Consider the following 15892-nt stretch of genomic DNA (forward strand, 5'->3'; position numbering starts at 1 on the left):
AATTTTCTGACATTAATTTCTCAAATAAACTTCGAGTAATTTCTACCATCAATCAATGAAAATAATTTCGACTGATCAACTAGTAAAAATCCACACAAGTTGTTCTTCATAATCTCTTAATGATCTTTCTAATACCTCGTCAGTATTAGATGCTGGACTTCAATAAACTTAACAACTCAACGCTTCGCGCTTCGTTCGTTTCCGTCTATCTCGTCGGTATGGGGGTCATTATAGGGCAATTTCTTACACACGCAAGTGCTTTTCACTCACAAGAATCACGACTGTTTTATTTTTATGCACCAATATGGTTCAAAATAAATGCAAAACGCAAATAAACACATGATATTTATAAAAAATATCATGTGAAATTATTTTTTAAACTTATGAGCTTATTTCTTTACTTCTGCTGTTTTAATGGTCACCGATTGGATAACCACAGGTGTAGTCGGTACATTTTGATGCATTCCGTAGTTTGCAGTCGGTACTTTTACGATTTTATCGACCACATCCATGCCTTTTGTCACTTTACCGAAAACAGCATAGCCAGCATTCATTGCACTTTTATTAAGGAAGTCATTGTTTGCTACATTAATAAAAAATTGGCTACTTGCTGAATCCGGGTGATTCATGCGGGCCATTGCCAATGTTCCTCGGCTATTTGCCAATCCGTTATACGATTCATTTTTAATGCTTGGCTTATTGGGTTTTTCAACCATCTTGGCATCCATACCTCCACCTTGAATCATAAAGCCAGGAATAACGCGATGGAAAATAGTGCCGTTATAGAAGTTATCTTTGACATAGGCTTCAAAGTTCTTGGCAGAAATTGGCGCTTTATCATTAAATAACTCAATCTCAATATTGCCTTGACTGGTCTTCATTTCAACCAATGTATTTGCAGCCATGCTACTCATACTTATCGTAGCTACTATCATTGCCATAAAAGCGTTCTTTAACATTTGTTAACTCTTCTGAATTAAGTCGAACTTGTTATTGACTGTATATTAGTCTTTGATGATTAAAAAGTAGTTCATACTATTATTAAAACGAGAAAAAACGATGACGCAGATCATTTCGACAAATACATCACTTGAGCATCTACCGCCTTGGCATTTAGATGGGGACGCTTTTATTTTGAATTATTGGGTTTCTCCTTCCTTTATACGTGCAGCACAAGATTTTCGTTTGGCGCCCTCACCCATCGGGCGAGTGGTACAAGTTTTATTAGTCCGCTACAAACACTCCCCGGTTGGTCCTTATGATGAACTGCTCATTCTGGATCATCCTTTAATGAGTAAGCGCCGACTCAGCTCGATTCCTAAAATTTATGTATCTACTCAAATTTCTGTTGATCATGGACAAGCCTTATGGGGTATTCCTAAAGAGTTGGCAAAATTTGAATGGCAGCAACATGCGCAAGAAATCGTATGTAGCATTAAAGTCCAACAACATGAAATGCGTATTCGCTTAACTAAAACTAGACGTCTACGTTCTTTCTATATTAATAGTCATCATCTACCTGCTTCTCTTCTACAAATACGACAAGCGTGGCAAGGTCGGCGTTACCAATTTTCACCACAGTTCCGTGGACATTTATCCAAACTAATAAATGCTGAATGGGAGAATACCCATGCTCTGTTTCCAGACTTTTCTCAAGCGCGCTATTTACAAAGCTTTTATGTTCCTCAATTTCATTTGGTCTTTCCTGAAGCGAGCATTCAAACCAAATAATTTAACCTTTCAATGGATAGCTTATTTAAATGTATAAAAGGTATGGTTTCACGTGAAACCATACCTTCTTTTATATTGATCATTTAATTTGTGAAGTTCTTAGCTACGCTTATCCCAAAATTTGCGGAATTTAGAACTAAACTCAATGACATATTTTTTAGCACGATGTGACACAGGGGTTAAATTAACAAAACCATGCGTTTGATCCGTATATTCTTCATAAAAAACTTTAATGCCTTGCTGACGTAATTTATGTGAATAAATCTCACCCTCGTCATGCAATACGTCATGCCCAGCCGTCAAAATATAGGCTGGTGCAATACCTGCAACTTTGCCATAGGTAGGGGAAATTAAAGGATCATCCAAAGCTACATCTTGCTGTTGTTGATATAATGCTGTAACCGTATCAATATCTTGTTCCGTTAATACCAAACCATCTTTATATGCAAAGAACGAAGGATGGCGGCTCTTAAAATCCACTACTGGATAAATTAATAACTGGGCTTGTGGCGCAAAAGCTTTTTTCACACTACGCTGCGCAACCACTGTGGCAATATTTCCGCCTGCACTGTCACCGGCAACTGCAATTCGATTTTTAAGAATTTTAAATTGGGTGCGATTTTGATATGCCCATGCTAATGCATCTTCACAAATTTGAATAAGATGTGCAGGGCTCGCTTCAGGTGTTAACGGATAATCAATACTTAGCACTTGTGCTTTGGCATGTACAGCTAATAAACGGCAAACTTCATCATGTGTGTCCAAACTGCCCACCACAAAACCACCACCATGATAAAACACGATCATCGGTAATTTTTTATTTGGTGCTGGATGATAATGTCGGGCGAATACCGTGCCGCTTTGTAAGGGAAGACGTAAGTCTTGAACCAATTTCACTGCTGTAGGCTTCGTTTTAATCGACTCCATTTGCAATTCAAACTGCTTACGTGACTTCTGATAGTCCATGGTTATAAAGCCAGACTTACCTTGTTTGAGTTGCGCCGCCATCATGCATTTTACCAGCGGATCAAGCTGCGGAAAGATATAAGGATAGTCGAGTTTTTTCGCAAGACTCTCTTTGGCAAAATTCGGTAAACGATCCAACAAACGTGCAGCAGTCCCCTGCCCTTTATCTTTCAAGTTTTTTAATGATTCATTCAAAGCAAACATGCCAAATCCTTTCGTTATCATTCTTCATACTTTCTACATGTTTTGGTCAAATGTGACCATATTCACATACAAGTCCAAACATCGATATACATAGCGTAGCCGTAGTTAAGCTAATCTTCTTTTATCAGGTTGTCATTGACAATTTACCAAATTTTCACGGGTTGATTTTGCAAACCCACTTTAAATAAAGGATACCGACCATGGCTAAGAAAATAATTGTTCTGTCCTTGGCGACAGCTTTTTTGGCTGTAGGCTGTGTGGCATTTCCTGAAGATGGCTATTACGATGGCCGCTACGATCAGCGTTATGATCAACGCTACGACCGTGGTTATGATTATCGGACTGATCGCCGTTATGATTCACGTTATGAACAAGACCGTCGTGCTTGGGAACGACAGCAACAACAACGTAATCGTCTTGAGTTAGAACGTAAAAAACAGCAACTTGAGCAGCGTAAGTGGGAACAAAATCGTAAAAATCAGCAAGATTGGGAACGTCGTAAAAACGAACTCGAACGTCAACGCACAGAACAACAACGTAAACGTGTTGAAGATGAACGTCGCCAACGTAATGAGCAAAACCGCCATAAAGCCCAGCAAGAACGGCAGCGTATTGAGCAGCAACGCAATAAAGCAGCAGATGAGCGTAAGAAACGTGCAGAACAATACCGTAAAGAGCGAGACAAAGACATCAAAAAGGTTTCTGACCAACAACGTAAAATTGCTGAACAACGACGTCACAATTGGGAAAATCGCCGTTAACAGATAAAATCAACATCTATATAGAAAAGCTCATACGACGTCATGGGCTTTTTTTCTTGTGCACATGAATCAAGTACGACCATTCAAATCAATTCATCAATAACAACGAAAATAGAATAAAAAAAGAGACAGAAGAGGCATCCTATCTCCTGTCTATTCTTGTGCTGAACTGGACATATATCATTCATTCAGCAAATTTGAATTACTCCTGACCTGTTGGCTGTTGTGCAGCAGGTGCCGCTGGTACAGATTGTACTTCTACCCCTTGAGCTGAAGGATCAGCTTGAACAACTGCACCCGTTTGTTCTGTCGATATTTGTGCTTCTGCACCTGTGACTTGTTGTGCAGTTTCAGGAGACTCCACAGCTTCTTGCGAACTACAACCCACTGCAAGACCAGCAACACCCATCACAGCAAGTAGTAAAAGACCGGTTTTTTTCATCATCATTTTTTCCTTAATGAATTAAGTCAGTAAAATACATAAAGCGCATAACTCAACTTTACCCCGACATCATGGGAAATTATTTTGTGAAGTTCTCACCTTGTGAGTTGTAGTTTTTACGAGCGGGAGTACAAGTTATGCAATTTTTTATTAATTGTTTAAAAGGCGAAGTATATAAAAGATAAAGCGCAGACCTGTATCTCAGCACATTGTTATTCATGTGTTTTTAAACTAAATAACGGCCTTTTGAAGTAAGCTGACAGAATTTATAAATAAATAGAAAAGCCACAAAAATTGCAGCTCAGTTACCTAATGTATTGATTTGAAATATTTTGAACAAAAAAAAGCCTGCTTATGAGAGAAGCAGGCCATGAAAAACACATTCTAAAATATAGAAGAAACTACAGCGATAGAATCTGAAAACAATAATAGGGTTTCATTAATATTTTGAGAAATACTTTATAAAACTGATATTAAGAGTTTTTATGTATAAATATTAACCAGCACAGTATTTGGGCAAAAAAAATGCCGATTCTTGGGGGATCGGCATAAAAAAATATTTTTTTAAATTGGTGGTAGTTACCATATCCCTCTCTCCAGTAGATATGGTCACTTCCAATGTAGGCATTATCTTCGTTCTTCAGCTGAATGAGAAACCGTTAAAATTCATCGTATATATTCACGATTCCGATTATTCTTAAGATTACCATTCAAATCAATAATTTATAAATTCATAATTTATCGTAGATTTTTTTCATTTTTCCGCTTCTTATCATTTATTAGATAAAAAATCGCAATTAATCGTGTACTTCGCTTGAATTTTTTACCCTTGCCCCGATTTCTTGTATTAATCATGAATTCAAAACGCATGGCAGTTTGCTTTGATGTTGTTTGAACGCATAGCTATAAGGACTGACATGTTTAAGAACCCATTTAAACGGAGTAAATCAATGGCGACTGAGCAAAACCAAGAAGCTCAAGATCTTCAACCCGAGCAAGCAACAGAACAACAAGCCGCTCAAGCTGAAACTGAGCAAGCTGAAGTTACCGTTGAATCTTTGCAAGAACAGATTGCTCAGCTTGAAGGTGACTTAAAGCTAGAAAAAGCACGCACAGCAAATGCAGTGTACGAAGCACAAAAAAGTGTTGAACGCATCCAACGTGAGTCTGAAAAACATAAAGACACCGTTTTAGAAAAGTTTGCGAAACAACTCTTGGATTCTGTCGATAACCTTGAACGTGCAATTGCAGCTGTCGGCGACGAAAAATCAGCATTGTCTGAAGGTGTTGAACTGACGCTTAAATCGTTATTAACAACACTTGAAAAATTTGGTGTGGTTGCTGTTGATACGGCAAACGGTTTCAACGCTGACTTACATCAAGCTGTCGGTATCGACCCAAATGCAAAAGCCAACGAAATTGGCACAGTATTACAAAAGGGCTATAGCCTAAATGGTCGTTTATTACGTCCAGCAATGGTTATGGTTGGCGCATAAGACCAAGAAATTCGAGAGTTTTTGAAAAATTTTCCAGAAAATTACTTGAAAATTTTTGATTGGCTCTCATATCGGATAACAAGTAAATCCCTTTTTATTTCCCTTTGAGAAAGGGAAGAATTTGGGAATAAAAGAATTTTAGAGGAAACATCCAAATGGCGAAAATCATTGGTATTGACTTAGGTACAACTAACTCTTGCGTAGCAGTACTTGAAGGCGACAAAGTTAAAGTAATTGACAACGCTGAAGGCGCACGTACAACTCCATCTATTATTGCGTATAAAGATGGCGAAATCCTTGTAGGTCAATCTGCGAAACGTCAAGCAGTAACCAACCCTAAAAACACATTGTTCGCGATCAAACGTTTGATCGGTCGTAAGTACCAAGACCAAGCGGTTCAAAAAGACATCGGTCTTGTACCTTACAAAATTATCCAAGCAGACAATGGCGATGCTTGGGTTGATGTAAACGATAAGAAACTTGCGCCACAGCAAATCTCTGCTGAAATCTTGAAAAAGATGAAAAAAACAGCTGAAGATTACCTAGGCGAAACAGTAACTGAAGCAGTTATTACTGTTCCTGCTTACTTCAACGATGCGCAGCGTCAAGCAACTAAAGATGCAGGTAAAATTGCAGGTTTAGAAGTTAAACGTATCATCAACGAACCAACTGCAGCTGCACTTGCGTTCGGTATGGACAAAAAAGAAGGCGACCGTAAAGTTGCTGTATACGACTTGGGTGGTGGTACTTTTGACGTATCAATCATTGAAATCGCTGACCTTGATGGCGACCAACAAATTGAAGTGTTATCTACAAACGGTGACACATTCCTTGGTGGTGAAGACTTCGATAACGCGTTAATTGAATTCTTGGTTGAAGAATTTAAGAAAGAGCAAAGCGTAAACTTGAAACAAGATCCGCTTGCACTTCAACGTTTAAAAGAAGCTGCTGAAAAAGCAAAAATCGAGCTTTCTTCTTCGAATGCAACAGAAATCAACCTTCCATACATCACAGCAGATGCGACTGGTCCTAAACACTTAGTGATCAATGTGACTCGCTCTAAACTTGAAGGTTTGGTTGCTGACTTGGTTGCTCGTACAATTGAACCATGTAAGATTGCACTCAAAGATGCAGGTCTTTCAACCTCTGACATCTCTGACGTAATCTTGGTCGGTGGTCAGTCTCGTATGCCACTTGTACAACAAAAAGTACAAGAGTTCTTCGGACGTGAACCACGTAAAGACGTGAACCCAGATGAAGCTGTAGCAATGGGTGCTGCGATTCAAGGTGCTGTACTTTCAGGTGACAAAACTGACGTACTTCTTCTTGACGTTACGCCGTTGACACTTGGTATCGAAACTATGGGTGGCGTGTTAACAGCGATCATCGAGAAAAACACCACGATTCCTGCGAAGAAATCTCAAGTGTTCTCAACTGCTGCTGACAACCAACCTGCTGTAGACATTTCTGTGTTCCAAGGTGAACGTAAAATGGCGCAGCAAAACAAATTGTTAGGTAACTTCCAATTAGGCGACATCCCACCTGCTCCACGTGGTGTGCCACAAATTGAAGTATCCTTCGACATCAACGCTGACGGTATCTTGAAAGTATCTGCGAAAGATAAGAGCACTGGTAAAGAGCAATCAATCCAGATTAAAGCAAACTCAGGTTTGTCTGATGCTGAAATCGAAGCAATGATCAAAGATGCTGAAGCGAATGCTGAAGAAGATCGTAAATTTGAAGAGTTAGCGAAAGCACGTAACGAAGCTGATGCACTTGTATCTTCTGCTCAAAAAGCAGTGAAAGATCTAGGTGAGCAAGTGACTGCAGACGAAAAAACTGCAATTGAAACTGCAACAGCTGAACTTGAAGCTTCTACCAAAGAAAATGACGTAGAAGACATCAAAGCGAAAACTGAAGCACTTCAAAACATCATTATGCCGATCACTCAACGTGCATATGAAGCAGCTCAAGGTCAAGGTGGCGCTGAAGGTTTTGATCCGAATGCATTCCAAGGTGGCGATGCCGGTCAATCTCAAAAAGCGGACGATGGCGTAGTTGATGCTGAGTTCACTGAAGTTAAAGATGACAAAAAATAATTTGTCGCTTTAAATCAAAAAACCGCGCGCAAGCGCGGTTTTTTTTATGCTATTCATTCAACAAGTTTAATGAAGACAACGGATAAGATTAAAAAGCTAATTCAAATAAAAGCTGAGTTCCCAATTGATTAGACTTCAGCTACATTATTAAAAAAATAAAGACTTCATACTACGCCATGCGTTTTATATATATTCTAGTATTTGTACTGATGAGCCTGTTTTGGGTTGTTCAAACTCAAAACCATCCGCAACTTCGCTTCAATTCGGCTTGGGATCGGATCACTCACCCTTTCGACACACGATTACGTTTTCGTGTCAGCGATGTCGACCCACGTTTTGGTTTAAGTCAGACAGAGGTCATTCAGCTGAGTAAAGAAGCAATGGAAATTTGGCATCAAGGCACCAATAAAGATTTTTTTGTGTATGACCCCAAGGCAAAACTAACCATTCGCTTAATTTATGATAATCGACAAGACCATTACAACGCTTATAAAAAAGCACAGCAACAGCTAAATAAAGAAAAACAACAAAATGATTTACATGCAGAAAATTTATCAAACTCACGACAATCATTAGCACAGCAAGAGGCTCAACTACGCTCCCGACAAGTCATGCTACATGCTGAAGCTGCTCGACTTAAACAGGAATATGCAAGTTGGAGTCGCATAGAGCAACGCCATGGTGAGAATTTACAACGCATTCAACAACAGCTCATCAGTGTTCGAGATCAAGCTGCACAACTAGACCATGAAATTGATGCGTTCAATCAACAAAATAACCAATTCAATCTACAAGTCTCCAGCTTTAATCAAAAGATTGATCAATACAATGCTGGTGTGATCCAAGCCAGTCAGCGTTTCCCTGCCCGAGAGTTTCACAAAGGCGTCTTTATGGGAGATCAAATCCAGATCTATCAATTTGATGCCGAAGCAGATTTACGTCTTACACTCGCGCATGAATTAGGTCATGCATTAGGCTTAGGCCATCATCAAGACCCCGCTGCCCTGATGTATCCTATTTTGGGTGCTCAGCAATTGGAAGGTTTTAAATTAATGCCTGCTGACCAAACGCTGCTTTATTATCGTTAATCCTCAAAACGTGATAAAAATCCCATACATTTTATAAGCCTATATAGGCTTTCTTAAACAAAAAACCGTCATTTCATGTTATTGTGATTGTGCAATAATTTCTTATTTATAACCCATCCGTGGAGAGCAATGTGAGTTACTACCATATCTTAATTGAAGTGAATGACCACATCAGCACGATTGAACAAACTCGCGATATTGAACTATTTGATATCACTGAAATTCAACCTTATCTCCATTCAGTGCTTTTACCCTATTTTAACGAGCAACTGATTGAACTTGAGGATGAAAATCTTGAGTTTAAAGATGTGTTACATCTCAAAGTAAAGCAAACTTTATTACCTATTAATGACCTGATTGAAGAAGAACAACGCCTGCTACCAAGTGATACGGATATTACCATTTCAGCTTATGAAATTTTTAATAATCATGAATTAAGTCAAGATGTGACTACTGTTATTTTAGATGTACTTGAAGCGTTAAAGTTTGAAGCTTAAGCCTTTACTTAGACATTAAAAAAGCCCTCACAAGAGGGCTTTTTTATGGCTCATCAGATCAATCCGTTAGATTGAGAATGATGATCCGCAACCACAGGTCGTTGTTGCATTCGGGTTTTGCACCACGAAACGAGAACCTTCTAAACCTTCAAGATAATCAACAACTGAACCAACGAGATACTGATAGCTAAGTGAATCGACTAACATTTTCACATCATCATTCACAAATTCAGCATCATCTTCGTTTTGGCTTTCTGCGAAATTAAAACCATAAGAGAAACCTGAGCAACCACCACCTGTTACATATACACGTAACATTAGGTCTTGGTTACCTTCACTGTCACGCAATTGGCGTACTTTATTGGCAGCGTTGTCAGTCAGCACAAGTGCTTGAGCATTCATGATGGATTCCTCTGAGTCATTTGGATGTCTTTAAAAAAGAAAAGACCATATTTCAAGTATAACATACTCAATATATGGTCAGTCTTGGCAGTTTAAAGTTAAATCAGAGTATTTTTATCAAGATTTACTTTTAGCTTATTTAAAGTTCTCATCATGTAATGCACATTCGAAGTTTTTCGGATCTTGTTTACAACGGAATTGCCACAAAAGTTTCATCATGCGTTTGTCATAAATACCGCGCTTGGTTAAATCAATACGCGCATCACGCATCATTTTCTGATAGCCAGCTCGATCCGCTGCTGGTACATCCATCCAATATTTGGTCGGAATTTCAGACTTCATTTTACCCAAAATGGTAAATGCTCGTGGCAATTGTGTTTTCACCCAATCACGTGATTTTTGGCCATATCCTGCTGGGAACTTATCTGGGCGGATAATAATATTGCCAGTCACTTGTAGAATTGGATAATTCACAATTGCGCCCTTCGAACCCAAACCTTTATGTAATTCTAGGGGTTTAAATACTGCAGCAGGTGCACCAATAATATCGACTTGACCATTATTAAACTTCGCACCAAAGTTGGTGACATCTGCACTCACCGCTTGAGCGCCCACTTGCTGCACCATAATTTTTTGCGCATCGTCATAATCAAGTACGGCAATTTTTTTACCTGCGGCCTTCGCCACAGTATTAATACTGCGGTCATTTACTAATAAATAGGCGTCACCTACAGGGATCACACCTGCAACTTCATAGCGCCCTTGCACCATATTTTTAGCAAAAGTTGGATTCGCTAGACCTTGCATGACTTTAACTGCAAGTTTTAAGTCTGGTATTGCACCAATTGCATCTAAAGATCCGGTAAAAGCGTTAAATTGGCGACCGCGCATGCCCGTGACACTGATCCCGTCGCACTTTCCGGCTTTAAAATCTTCAGCAATAACCGCTTCGTTTTGACCAACGCGCAATTCAATATCCGCGCCCCAGTTTTTTGCCGCTAATTGATAATCTTTCATTAAGGCGAATACATCACCATTTTTACCGACAAGGTCAAAAACACAAACCACTTGTTTTGCCTGAGTGAGACCAGATACCGCCATGAGCACAGCACTCGCGGCCAATGCTTTTGTCCATTGTTTCATACTGACTTTCCTTGTGTATTCACTATTTTTATTTTGAGTGAAATGTTTTTTTAATTCGTACTCAATGGCTTAGCTTCATCTTTTAGTTTTAGCTAGAGACCAATTTCATTCAAGATTACCTGAATTTTTGATACACTCAATGGCTAGAATGACCAGCAAATATGCAAAAAAAAAGCCTGGATCATTCCAGGCTTTTTTCATTATAAATCAGCTTATTCGCCGCCAATAGAACATTCAAAATTCGCTTTATCGACAGAACAACGTGCTTTTTTCAGCACAGACATCATAGACGCATCATAAATTCCACGCTTAGTCATATCCATACGACCTTCACGTAATAATTTTTGATATTTGGTCTTATCTTCAGCACTTAAATTCATTTTGTATTTTGCAGGAATACCACCTTCTAGACGGTTAATCATCGCAATACTCTTTGGTAAGTGTTTCACAAACCAATCACGTGATTTCTGACCAAAACCTGCTGGGAATTGATCTGGACGAATAATAAAGTCCGCAGTTACTTGTAGAACTGGGAAGTTAAACATCGCACCATTTGTACCCAGACCTTTATAAATTTCTAAAGGTTTGTATGCATATGCTGGTGCACCCACCATATCTACCTGACCATTATTAAATTTAGCCACAAAGTTTGATACATCAGAAATTACCGCTTGTGCGCCCACACGCTGCACCATAATTTTTTGTGCATCGTCATAGCCCAATACTGCAAACTTTTTACCCGCAGCTTTTTCAATTGAGTCAATTTTTTTATCACGAACAAAAATAAATGCTGAACCTAAAGGCGCAATACCGGCAACTTCATATTTTTTACCGCCTAGGTTGCTCACCATTTTTGCTGCATTACGCTTATCTAGAGCAAAGGTAATTGCGCGTTGTGCGATCGCATTACTTGGTGCACCGCCAAGTGCGTCAATTGAACCTGCAAATTTATTGTATTGACGAGCACGCATAGCGGTCATAAATACGCCATCACATTTACCCGCTTTAAAGTCATTGTCTGCAACCGCTTCATCCTGACGCGGAATTAGATTAATTTCTGCACCCCAGCCTTTTGCTGCCAGTGCCCACTCTTGAGCCATTTGATATGACTCACCTGACTTACCTAATAAGTCAAATACACAGATATCTACTGCTGCGGCTTGTGCTGAACCAGCAAAACCAATTGCAGCAAATGTAGCCAAGGATAGGAGTGTTTTTTTCATTGTATTGTCCTTTCAAATCTTTTTATGCTTCAGGGTGTCCCTACACAAAAGCGATATTAAGCAAGTTAATTTAAAAAAAATAGAGCATTTACTCCATTTATTTCGGTCATTTTGGCATATTCTGCATTTTTGTGATGCTTATCACTTTTATAGCAATACTAAATTTTATTCATTATCATTGTGTTATAAAAATGCATGCTTGTTTTTTCACTTGCAATTTTTTCATGAAATTTTACAAAGAAATACAAGAAAATTGCTTATTCACCCGAAACAGAACACTCAAAATTGGTTCTTTCAATGGTGCAACGCGCTTTTTTAAGTACCGTCATCATGGTGGAGTCGTAAATCCCTTGACGGGTCAAATCCATTCGGCCATCACGTAATATTTTTTGATATTTGACCCGATCTTCTTTACTTAAATTCATCTTATATTTCGCAGGAATCTCGGCTTCCATGCGTTTCACCATGGCAAAGCTTTTTGGCAGTTGTTTGACAAACCAAAGACGCGACTGCTCAGAAAATTGATCTGGAAATTTGCTGCTCCGAATCACTAAATCAGCAGTCACATTCACCACAGGGAAATTTACCATGGCGCCTTTTGTTCCTAAACCTTTATGTAGTTCTAAAGGTTTGAAGGCATAGGCTGGTGCAGCAACAATTTCAACTTCACCTTGATTAAATTTGCGGATGAAATTTGAAATTTCAGACATCACTGGAACTGCCCCGACACGATTGACCATTACTTTTTGTGCATAGTCATAATGTAAAACAGCGAATTTTTTGCCTTCAGCTTTTTCCAAGGTATTAATATTTTTGTCTCGGACAAAAATATATGCTGAACCAATTTGACCGATACCAGCCACCTCATAACTGTCTTTACTAGCATTAGTCACCAGTCGTTTGGCATTACGCTTATCCAATACATAACTAATCGCTTTCTGGGCAATTTCATTATTGGGCACCCCGCCAATAGCATCGATTGATCCTGCAAATTTATTGTAGGCCCTTGCGCGCATAGATGTCATATAAAAAGCATCACATAAGCCGTCTTTAAAATCTTTATCCACTTTTGACTCGTCTTGATAAGCCAAAAGCTGAACTTGAGCACCCCAAGCTCGACTGGCGAGTGACCATTCTTCCATTAATTTGTAGGATTCACCCGCTTTGCCTAATAAATCAAACACACATACTTTTTGATTTGCATAACTTTGTGTGCTCAGCAATACAGATACAGCAGATAAAATCAAAAATCCTTTTCTCATTATCCCATTCCCATATATTCTTATTTATCCATTAAAAACAAATATTTGAAACATTTTTAAAATTTTAATGCATTTTGAATATACATAAATGAGTATAACGTGTCACATTTTTTCGGATGGTTGCGATGCTTTGTTTTTTCTTTTGCATAGCCATCTATTAGAATAGCCACATATTCTTCTTGTTTAGACAGTTCAATGATTCAGTTAGACCAACTTTCCATACGTCGCGGTGGACGAGTTTTATTTGAAAAGGCATCCATGCAATTGCATCCAGGCTGGAAAATTGGCCTAACCGGTGTCAATGGTGCAGGTAAATCTACTTTGTTTGCTGCACTTTTAGGTGGCATGGAGTCTGATGGAGGTTCACTCACCCGTCCAGCCGTATGGACTGTGGCACATATGGCGCAAGAAATTAAAGCGCTCGATATGAAAGCCATCGATTTTGTCCTTTCAGGCGATGAAGAATACTGGGACATTCAACACAAACTTGAACACCCAGAAAATTTAAAAGATGAAGAGTTGGCACATTTATATGGCCGCTTTGATGAAATTCATGGCTATACTGCTCCGTCAAAAGCCTCTCAATTAATGGCTGGCCTGGGCTTTTTTGAACACCAATCTCAACTGAATGTCTCAAGTTTTTCTGGTGGTTGGCGTATGCGTTTAAATCTTGCACGTACGCTGATGAGTCGATCAGATTTACTCTTACTAGATGAACCAACCAACCACTTAGACTTAGATGCGATTTTATGGTTGGAAGACTGGTTGAAAGCCTATGAAGGCACATTGGTTTTAATTTCACATGACCGTGATTTCCTTGATGCCATTACCGATCATATTCTGCATATTGAAAATCAAGAATTAACCTTATATACCGGTAATTATTCAACTTTTGAACGCACACGCTCAGAACGCTTAGCACAACAACAACAAGCCTATGAGAAGCAGCTCGAAACACGTGCTCATTTACAAAAGTTTATTGACCGCTTTAAAGCCAAAGCCACCAAAGCTAAACAGGCGCAAAGCCGAATCAAACAGTTAGAGCGTATGCAGGAATTATCTGCAGCACATGTTGATACTCCGTTTACCTTTAGTTTCCGTGAGCCAACAAAGATGAGCTCACCGCTCTTGCAAATGGAACATGCGGACATTGGCTATGGTGACAAACTCATTGTGACCAACGTTAATCTACAAATTACGCCAAGCAGCCGAATTGGTTTATTGGGTATGAACGGTGCTGGTAAATCGACGCTCATCAAATCATTGGTGGCGGACTTAGAATTACTACAAGGTACTCGCAAAGCATCTGAATTACTGAATATCGGTTATTTTGCCCAACATCAAATGGATGCATTGGATGGTAATGCCAGCCCGATGCTGCAATTGTCACGTATCGCCGATAAAAAAATCAGTGAAGCATCGCTACGTTCATTCTTAGGTAGTTTCGGTTTTAGTGGCGAACGTATGGATACCCCAAGTGAAGGTTTCTCTGGTGGTGAACGTGCTCGTTTAGCCTTGGCACTGATTGTATGGCAACGTCCAAACGTGCTGATTCTGGATGAACCAACCAACCACTTAGATTTAGATATGCGTCACGCCCTGACCATGGCACTACAAGACTTTGAAGGTGCAGTTGTACTGGTATCACATGAACGTCAATTAATTGCCAGTGTTTGTGATGAACTGCTGTTGGTACATAATGGAAAATGCCGTGAATTTGATGGTGACTTGGTGGCTTATGCAGACTGGCTACGTCAAGCACGCATCGAGATGATGAAAAATGGCCAACAAATTGCAGCACCGATTCAATCTCAAGTTGAAGTAAAGCCAAGCATTTCAAAAGTGGATAAGGAAGCGCAGCGTAAAGAAGCTGCACGCCAACGTGAACTGACCCGCCCCATCCGTAAAAATATTGAAAAAAATGAAGTGCAAATTGGCAAAATTCAACCACGCTTAATGGAAATTGAGACTTTGCTTGGCGATACCGCTTTATATGAAGCCAATCGCAAAGATGATTTGCTTAAACTCATGAATGAGCAAACTGAATTAAAAGCAAAACTCGAAACAATTGAAGAACAAATGCTTGAATTAATGATGGAATTAGAGGAAATGGAAAGCAGTTTTGAAGCTTAAAAACTGTTATTTCAACCCTGAGCAGCATTATTAAGTAATTCTTATCCATCGCTCAAAAATAAATCACCGTGAGAATTCAATGTTCCACGGTGATTTTTAAATTCTACTAAACAAGCAATATTTCACATTAATTACTCTGTATCTTTCAGATAAATGAAATCTTTGTAAAACCTAGAAACCCAAATAAAAAGTGTCAAAGCGACATAAATAAATTCAAAACAGCATGATTTACAGCTCACATACGGCACAAGATATCCACAGCAGAACTTTTAAATTCAAATTCCTAATTTTAAATTCATAAAACCATTTTAAATTCAAAAAACAAAATACAGGCATTGTGGATAAATAAATTTGATATTTATTATCCACAATTATAATCAAACACCATTTTTATCGCTATTATATGTGAATATTCAAATGACTTATCCACAATTAAGAATTTTTT

14 protein-coding genes are annotated in these 15892 nt (G+C 38.9%); 7 read left to right on the forward strand and 7 right to left on the reverse strand.

Annotated features, from left to right (window positions below; all coding sequences use genetic code 11):
- Window positions 1–389 precede the first annotated feature (389 nt).
- Window positions 390–959: a peptidylprolyl isomerase gene (locus FTT84_RS08860; protein ID WP_067761942.1), complete on the reverse strand. Its 570-nt coding sequence runs from the start codon at window positions 957–959 to the stop codon at window positions 390–392.
- A 100-nt stretch (window positions 960–1059) separates the two neighbouring features.
- Here FTT84_RS08860 and FTT84_RS08865 point away from each other — a divergent pair, with 100 nt between their 5' ends.
- Window positions 1060–1731 carry an acetoacetate decarboxylase family protein gene (locus FTT84_RS08865; protein WP_180058682.1) on the forward strand — a complete coding sequence of 224 codons (672 nt, stop codon included), beginning with the start codon at window positions 1060–1062 and terminating at the stop codon, window positions 1729–1731.
- Window positions 1732–1830: 99 nt separating this feature from the next.
- On the opposite strand, the gene FTT84_RS08870 is transcribed toward FTT84_RS08865, so the two are convergent.
- Window positions 1831–2901 carry an alpha/beta hydrolase gene (locus FTT84_RS08870; RefSeq protein ID WP_180080942.1) on the reverse strand — a complete coding sequence of 357 codons (1071 nt, stop codon included), beginning with the start codon at window positions 2899–2901 and terminating at the stop codon, window positions 1831–1833.
- 200 nt (window positions 2902–3101) lie between these two features.
- Here FTT84_RS08870 and FTT84_RS08875 point away from each other — a divergent pair, with 200 nt between their 5' ends.
- Complete coding sequence (locus FTT84_RS08875) at window positions 3102–3662, forward strand: hypothetical protein (RefSeq protein WP_180058684.1); 561 nt, start codon at window positions 3102–3104, stop codon at window positions 3660–3662.
- A 202-nt stretch (window positions 3663–3864) separates the two neighbouring features.
- On the opposite strand, the gene FTT84_RS08880 is transcribed toward FTT84_RS08875, so the two are convergent.
- The gene (locus tag FTT84_RS08880) at window positions 3865–4107 is read right to left on the reverse strand and encodes a hypothetical protein (protein ID WP_081410234.1); all 243 of its coding nucleotides are present in this window, start codon (window positions 4105–4107) and stop codon (window positions 3865–3867) included.
- A 947-nt stretch (window positions 4108–5054) separates the two neighbouring features.
- Between FTT84_RS08880 and grpE the strand changes: the two genes are divergently transcribed.
- The 4 genes from grpE to FTT84_RS08900 all read left to right on the forward strand — a co-directional run bounded on the left by grpE (window position 5055) and on the right by FTT84_RS08900 (window position 9284).
- Window positions 5055–5600: a nucleotide exchange factor GrpE gene (grpE, locus tag FTT84_RS08885; protein WP_067761955.1), complete on the forward strand. Its 546-nt coding sequence runs from the start codon at window positions 5055–5057 to the stop codon at window positions 5598–5600.
- A 155-nt stretch (window positions 5601–5755) separates the two neighbouring features.
- Window positions 5756–7699 (forward strand): molecular chaperone DnaK, encoded by a 1944-nt coding sequence (dnaK, locus tag FTT84_RS08890; protein WP_067761957.1) that lies wholly within the window; start codon window positions 5756–5758, stop codon window positions 7697–7699.
- Between the two features lie 209 nt (window positions 7700–7908).
- Entirely contained in the window at window positions 7909–8787 is an 879-nt protein-coding gene (locus FTT84_RS08895) for a matrixin family metalloprotease (RefSeq protein ID WP_306669858.1), read from the forward strand.
- A gap of 119 nt (window positions 8788–8906) precedes the next feature.
- Window positions 8907–9284 (forward strand): hypothetical protein, encoded by a 378-nt coding sequence (locus FTT84_RS08900; protein ID WP_180080946.1) that lies wholly within the window; start codon window positions 8907–8909, stop codon window positions 9282–9284.
- Between the two features lie 66 nt (window positions 9285–9350).
- Here FTT84_RS08900 and erpA read toward each other — a convergent pair whose 3' ends face one another.
- The 4 genes from erpA to FTT84_RS08920 all read right to left on the reverse strand — a co-directional run bounded on the left by erpA (window position 9351) and on the right by FTT84_RS08920 (window position 13314).
- A complete protein-coding gene (gene erpA, locus FTT84_RS08905; RefSeq protein ID WP_067761962.1) occupies window positions 9351–9686 on the reverse strand; it encodes an iron-sulfur cluster insertion protein ErpA in 336 nt (111 codons plus the stop codon).
- 135 nt (window positions 9687–9821) lie between these two features.
- Complete coding sequence (locus FTT84_RS08910; protein ID WP_373685006.1) at window positions 9822–10829, reverse strand: putative solute-binding protein; 1008 nt, start codon at window positions 10827–10829, stop codon at window positions 9822–9824.
- Between the two features lie 212 nt (window positions 10830–11041).
- The gene (locus FTT84_RS08915) at window positions 11042–12052 is read right to left on the reverse strand and encodes a putative solute-binding protein (RefSeq protein WP_180080948.1); all 1011 of its coding nucleotides are present in this window, start codon (window positions 12050–12052) and stop codon (window positions 11042–11044) included.
- Window positions 12053–12309: 257 nt separating this feature from the next.
- Complete coding sequence (locus FTT84_RS08920; protein ID WP_180080950.1) at window positions 12310–13314, reverse strand: putative solute-binding protein; 1005 nt, start codon at window positions 13312–13314, stop codon at window positions 12310–12312.
- A gap of 195 nt (window positions 13315–13509) precedes the next feature.
- On the opposite strand from FTT84_RS08920, the gene FTT84_RS08925 reads away from it, so the two are divergent.
- Window positions 13510–15447: an ATP-binding cassette domain-containing protein gene (locus FTT84_RS08925; protein ID WP_180080952.1), complete on the forward strand. Its 1938-nt coding sequence runs from the start codon at window positions 13510–13512 to the stop codon at window positions 15445–15447.
- Window positions 15448–15892 lie beyond the last annotated feature (445 nt).

This window comes from Acinetobacter sp. YH01019 (genome assembly GCF_013420285.1).
Taxonomy (GTDB): domain Bacteria; phylum Pseudomonadota; class Gammaproteobacteria; order Pseudomonadales; family Moraxellaceae; genus Acinetobacter; species Acinetobacter gandensis.

Excerpts from the sequence above, each read along its gene's own strand:
- erpA (WP_067761962.1), bottom strand. The coding sequence starts at position 9,686 with ATGAATGCTCAAGCACTTGTGCTGACTGACAACGCTGCCAATAAAGTA.
- FTT84_RS08860 (WP_067761942.1), bottom strand. The coding sequence starts at position 959 with ATGTTAAAGAACGCTTTTATGGCAATGATAGTAGCTACGATAAGTATG.
- FTT84_RS08910 (WP_373685006.1), bottom strand. The coding sequence starts at position 10,829 with ATGAAACAATGGACAAAAGCATTGGCCGCGAGTGCTGTGCTCATGGCG.
- FTT84_RS08865 (WP_180058682.1), top strand. The coding sequence starts at position 1,060 with ATGACGCAGATCATTTCGACAAATACATCACTTGAGCATCTACCGCCT.
- dnaK (WP_067761957.1), top strand. The coding sequence starts at position 5,756 with ATGGCGAAAATCATTGGTATTGACTTAGGTACAACTAACTCTTGCGTA.
- FTT84_RS08915 (WP_180080948.1), bottom strand. The coding sequence starts at position 12,052 with ATGAAAAAAACACTCCTATCCTTGGCTACATTTGCTGCAATTGGTTTT.
- FTT84_RS08920 (WP_180080950.1), bottom strand. The coding sequence starts at position 13,314 with ATGAGAAAAGGATTTTTGATTTTATCTGCTGTATCTGTATTGCTGAGC.
- FTT84_RS08870 (WP_180080942.1), bottom strand. The coding sequence starts at position 2,901 with ATGTTTGCTTTGAATGAATCATTAAAAAACTTGAAAGATAAAGGGCAG.
- FTT84_RS08875 (WP_180058684.1), top strand. The coding sequence starts at position 3,102 with ATGGCTAAGAAAATAATTGTTCTGTCCTTGGCGACAGCTTTTTTGGCT.
- grpE (WP_067761955.1), top strand. The coding sequence starts at position 5,055 with ATGGCGACTGAGCAAAACCAAGAAGCTCAAGATCTTCAACCCGAGCAA.
- FTT84_RS08895 (WP_306669858.1), top strand. The coding sequence starts at position 7,909 with ATGAGCCTGTTTTGGGTTGTTCAAACTCAAAACCATCCGCAACTTCGC.
- FTT84_RS08925 (WP_180080952.1), top strand. The coding sequence starts at position 13,510 with ATGATTCAGTTAGACCAACTTTCCATACGTCGCGGTGGACGAGTTTTA.
- FTT84_RS08880 (WP_081410234.1), bottom strand. The coding sequence starts at position 4,107 with ATGATGAAAAAAACCGGTCTTTTACTACTTGCTGTGATGGGTGTTGCT.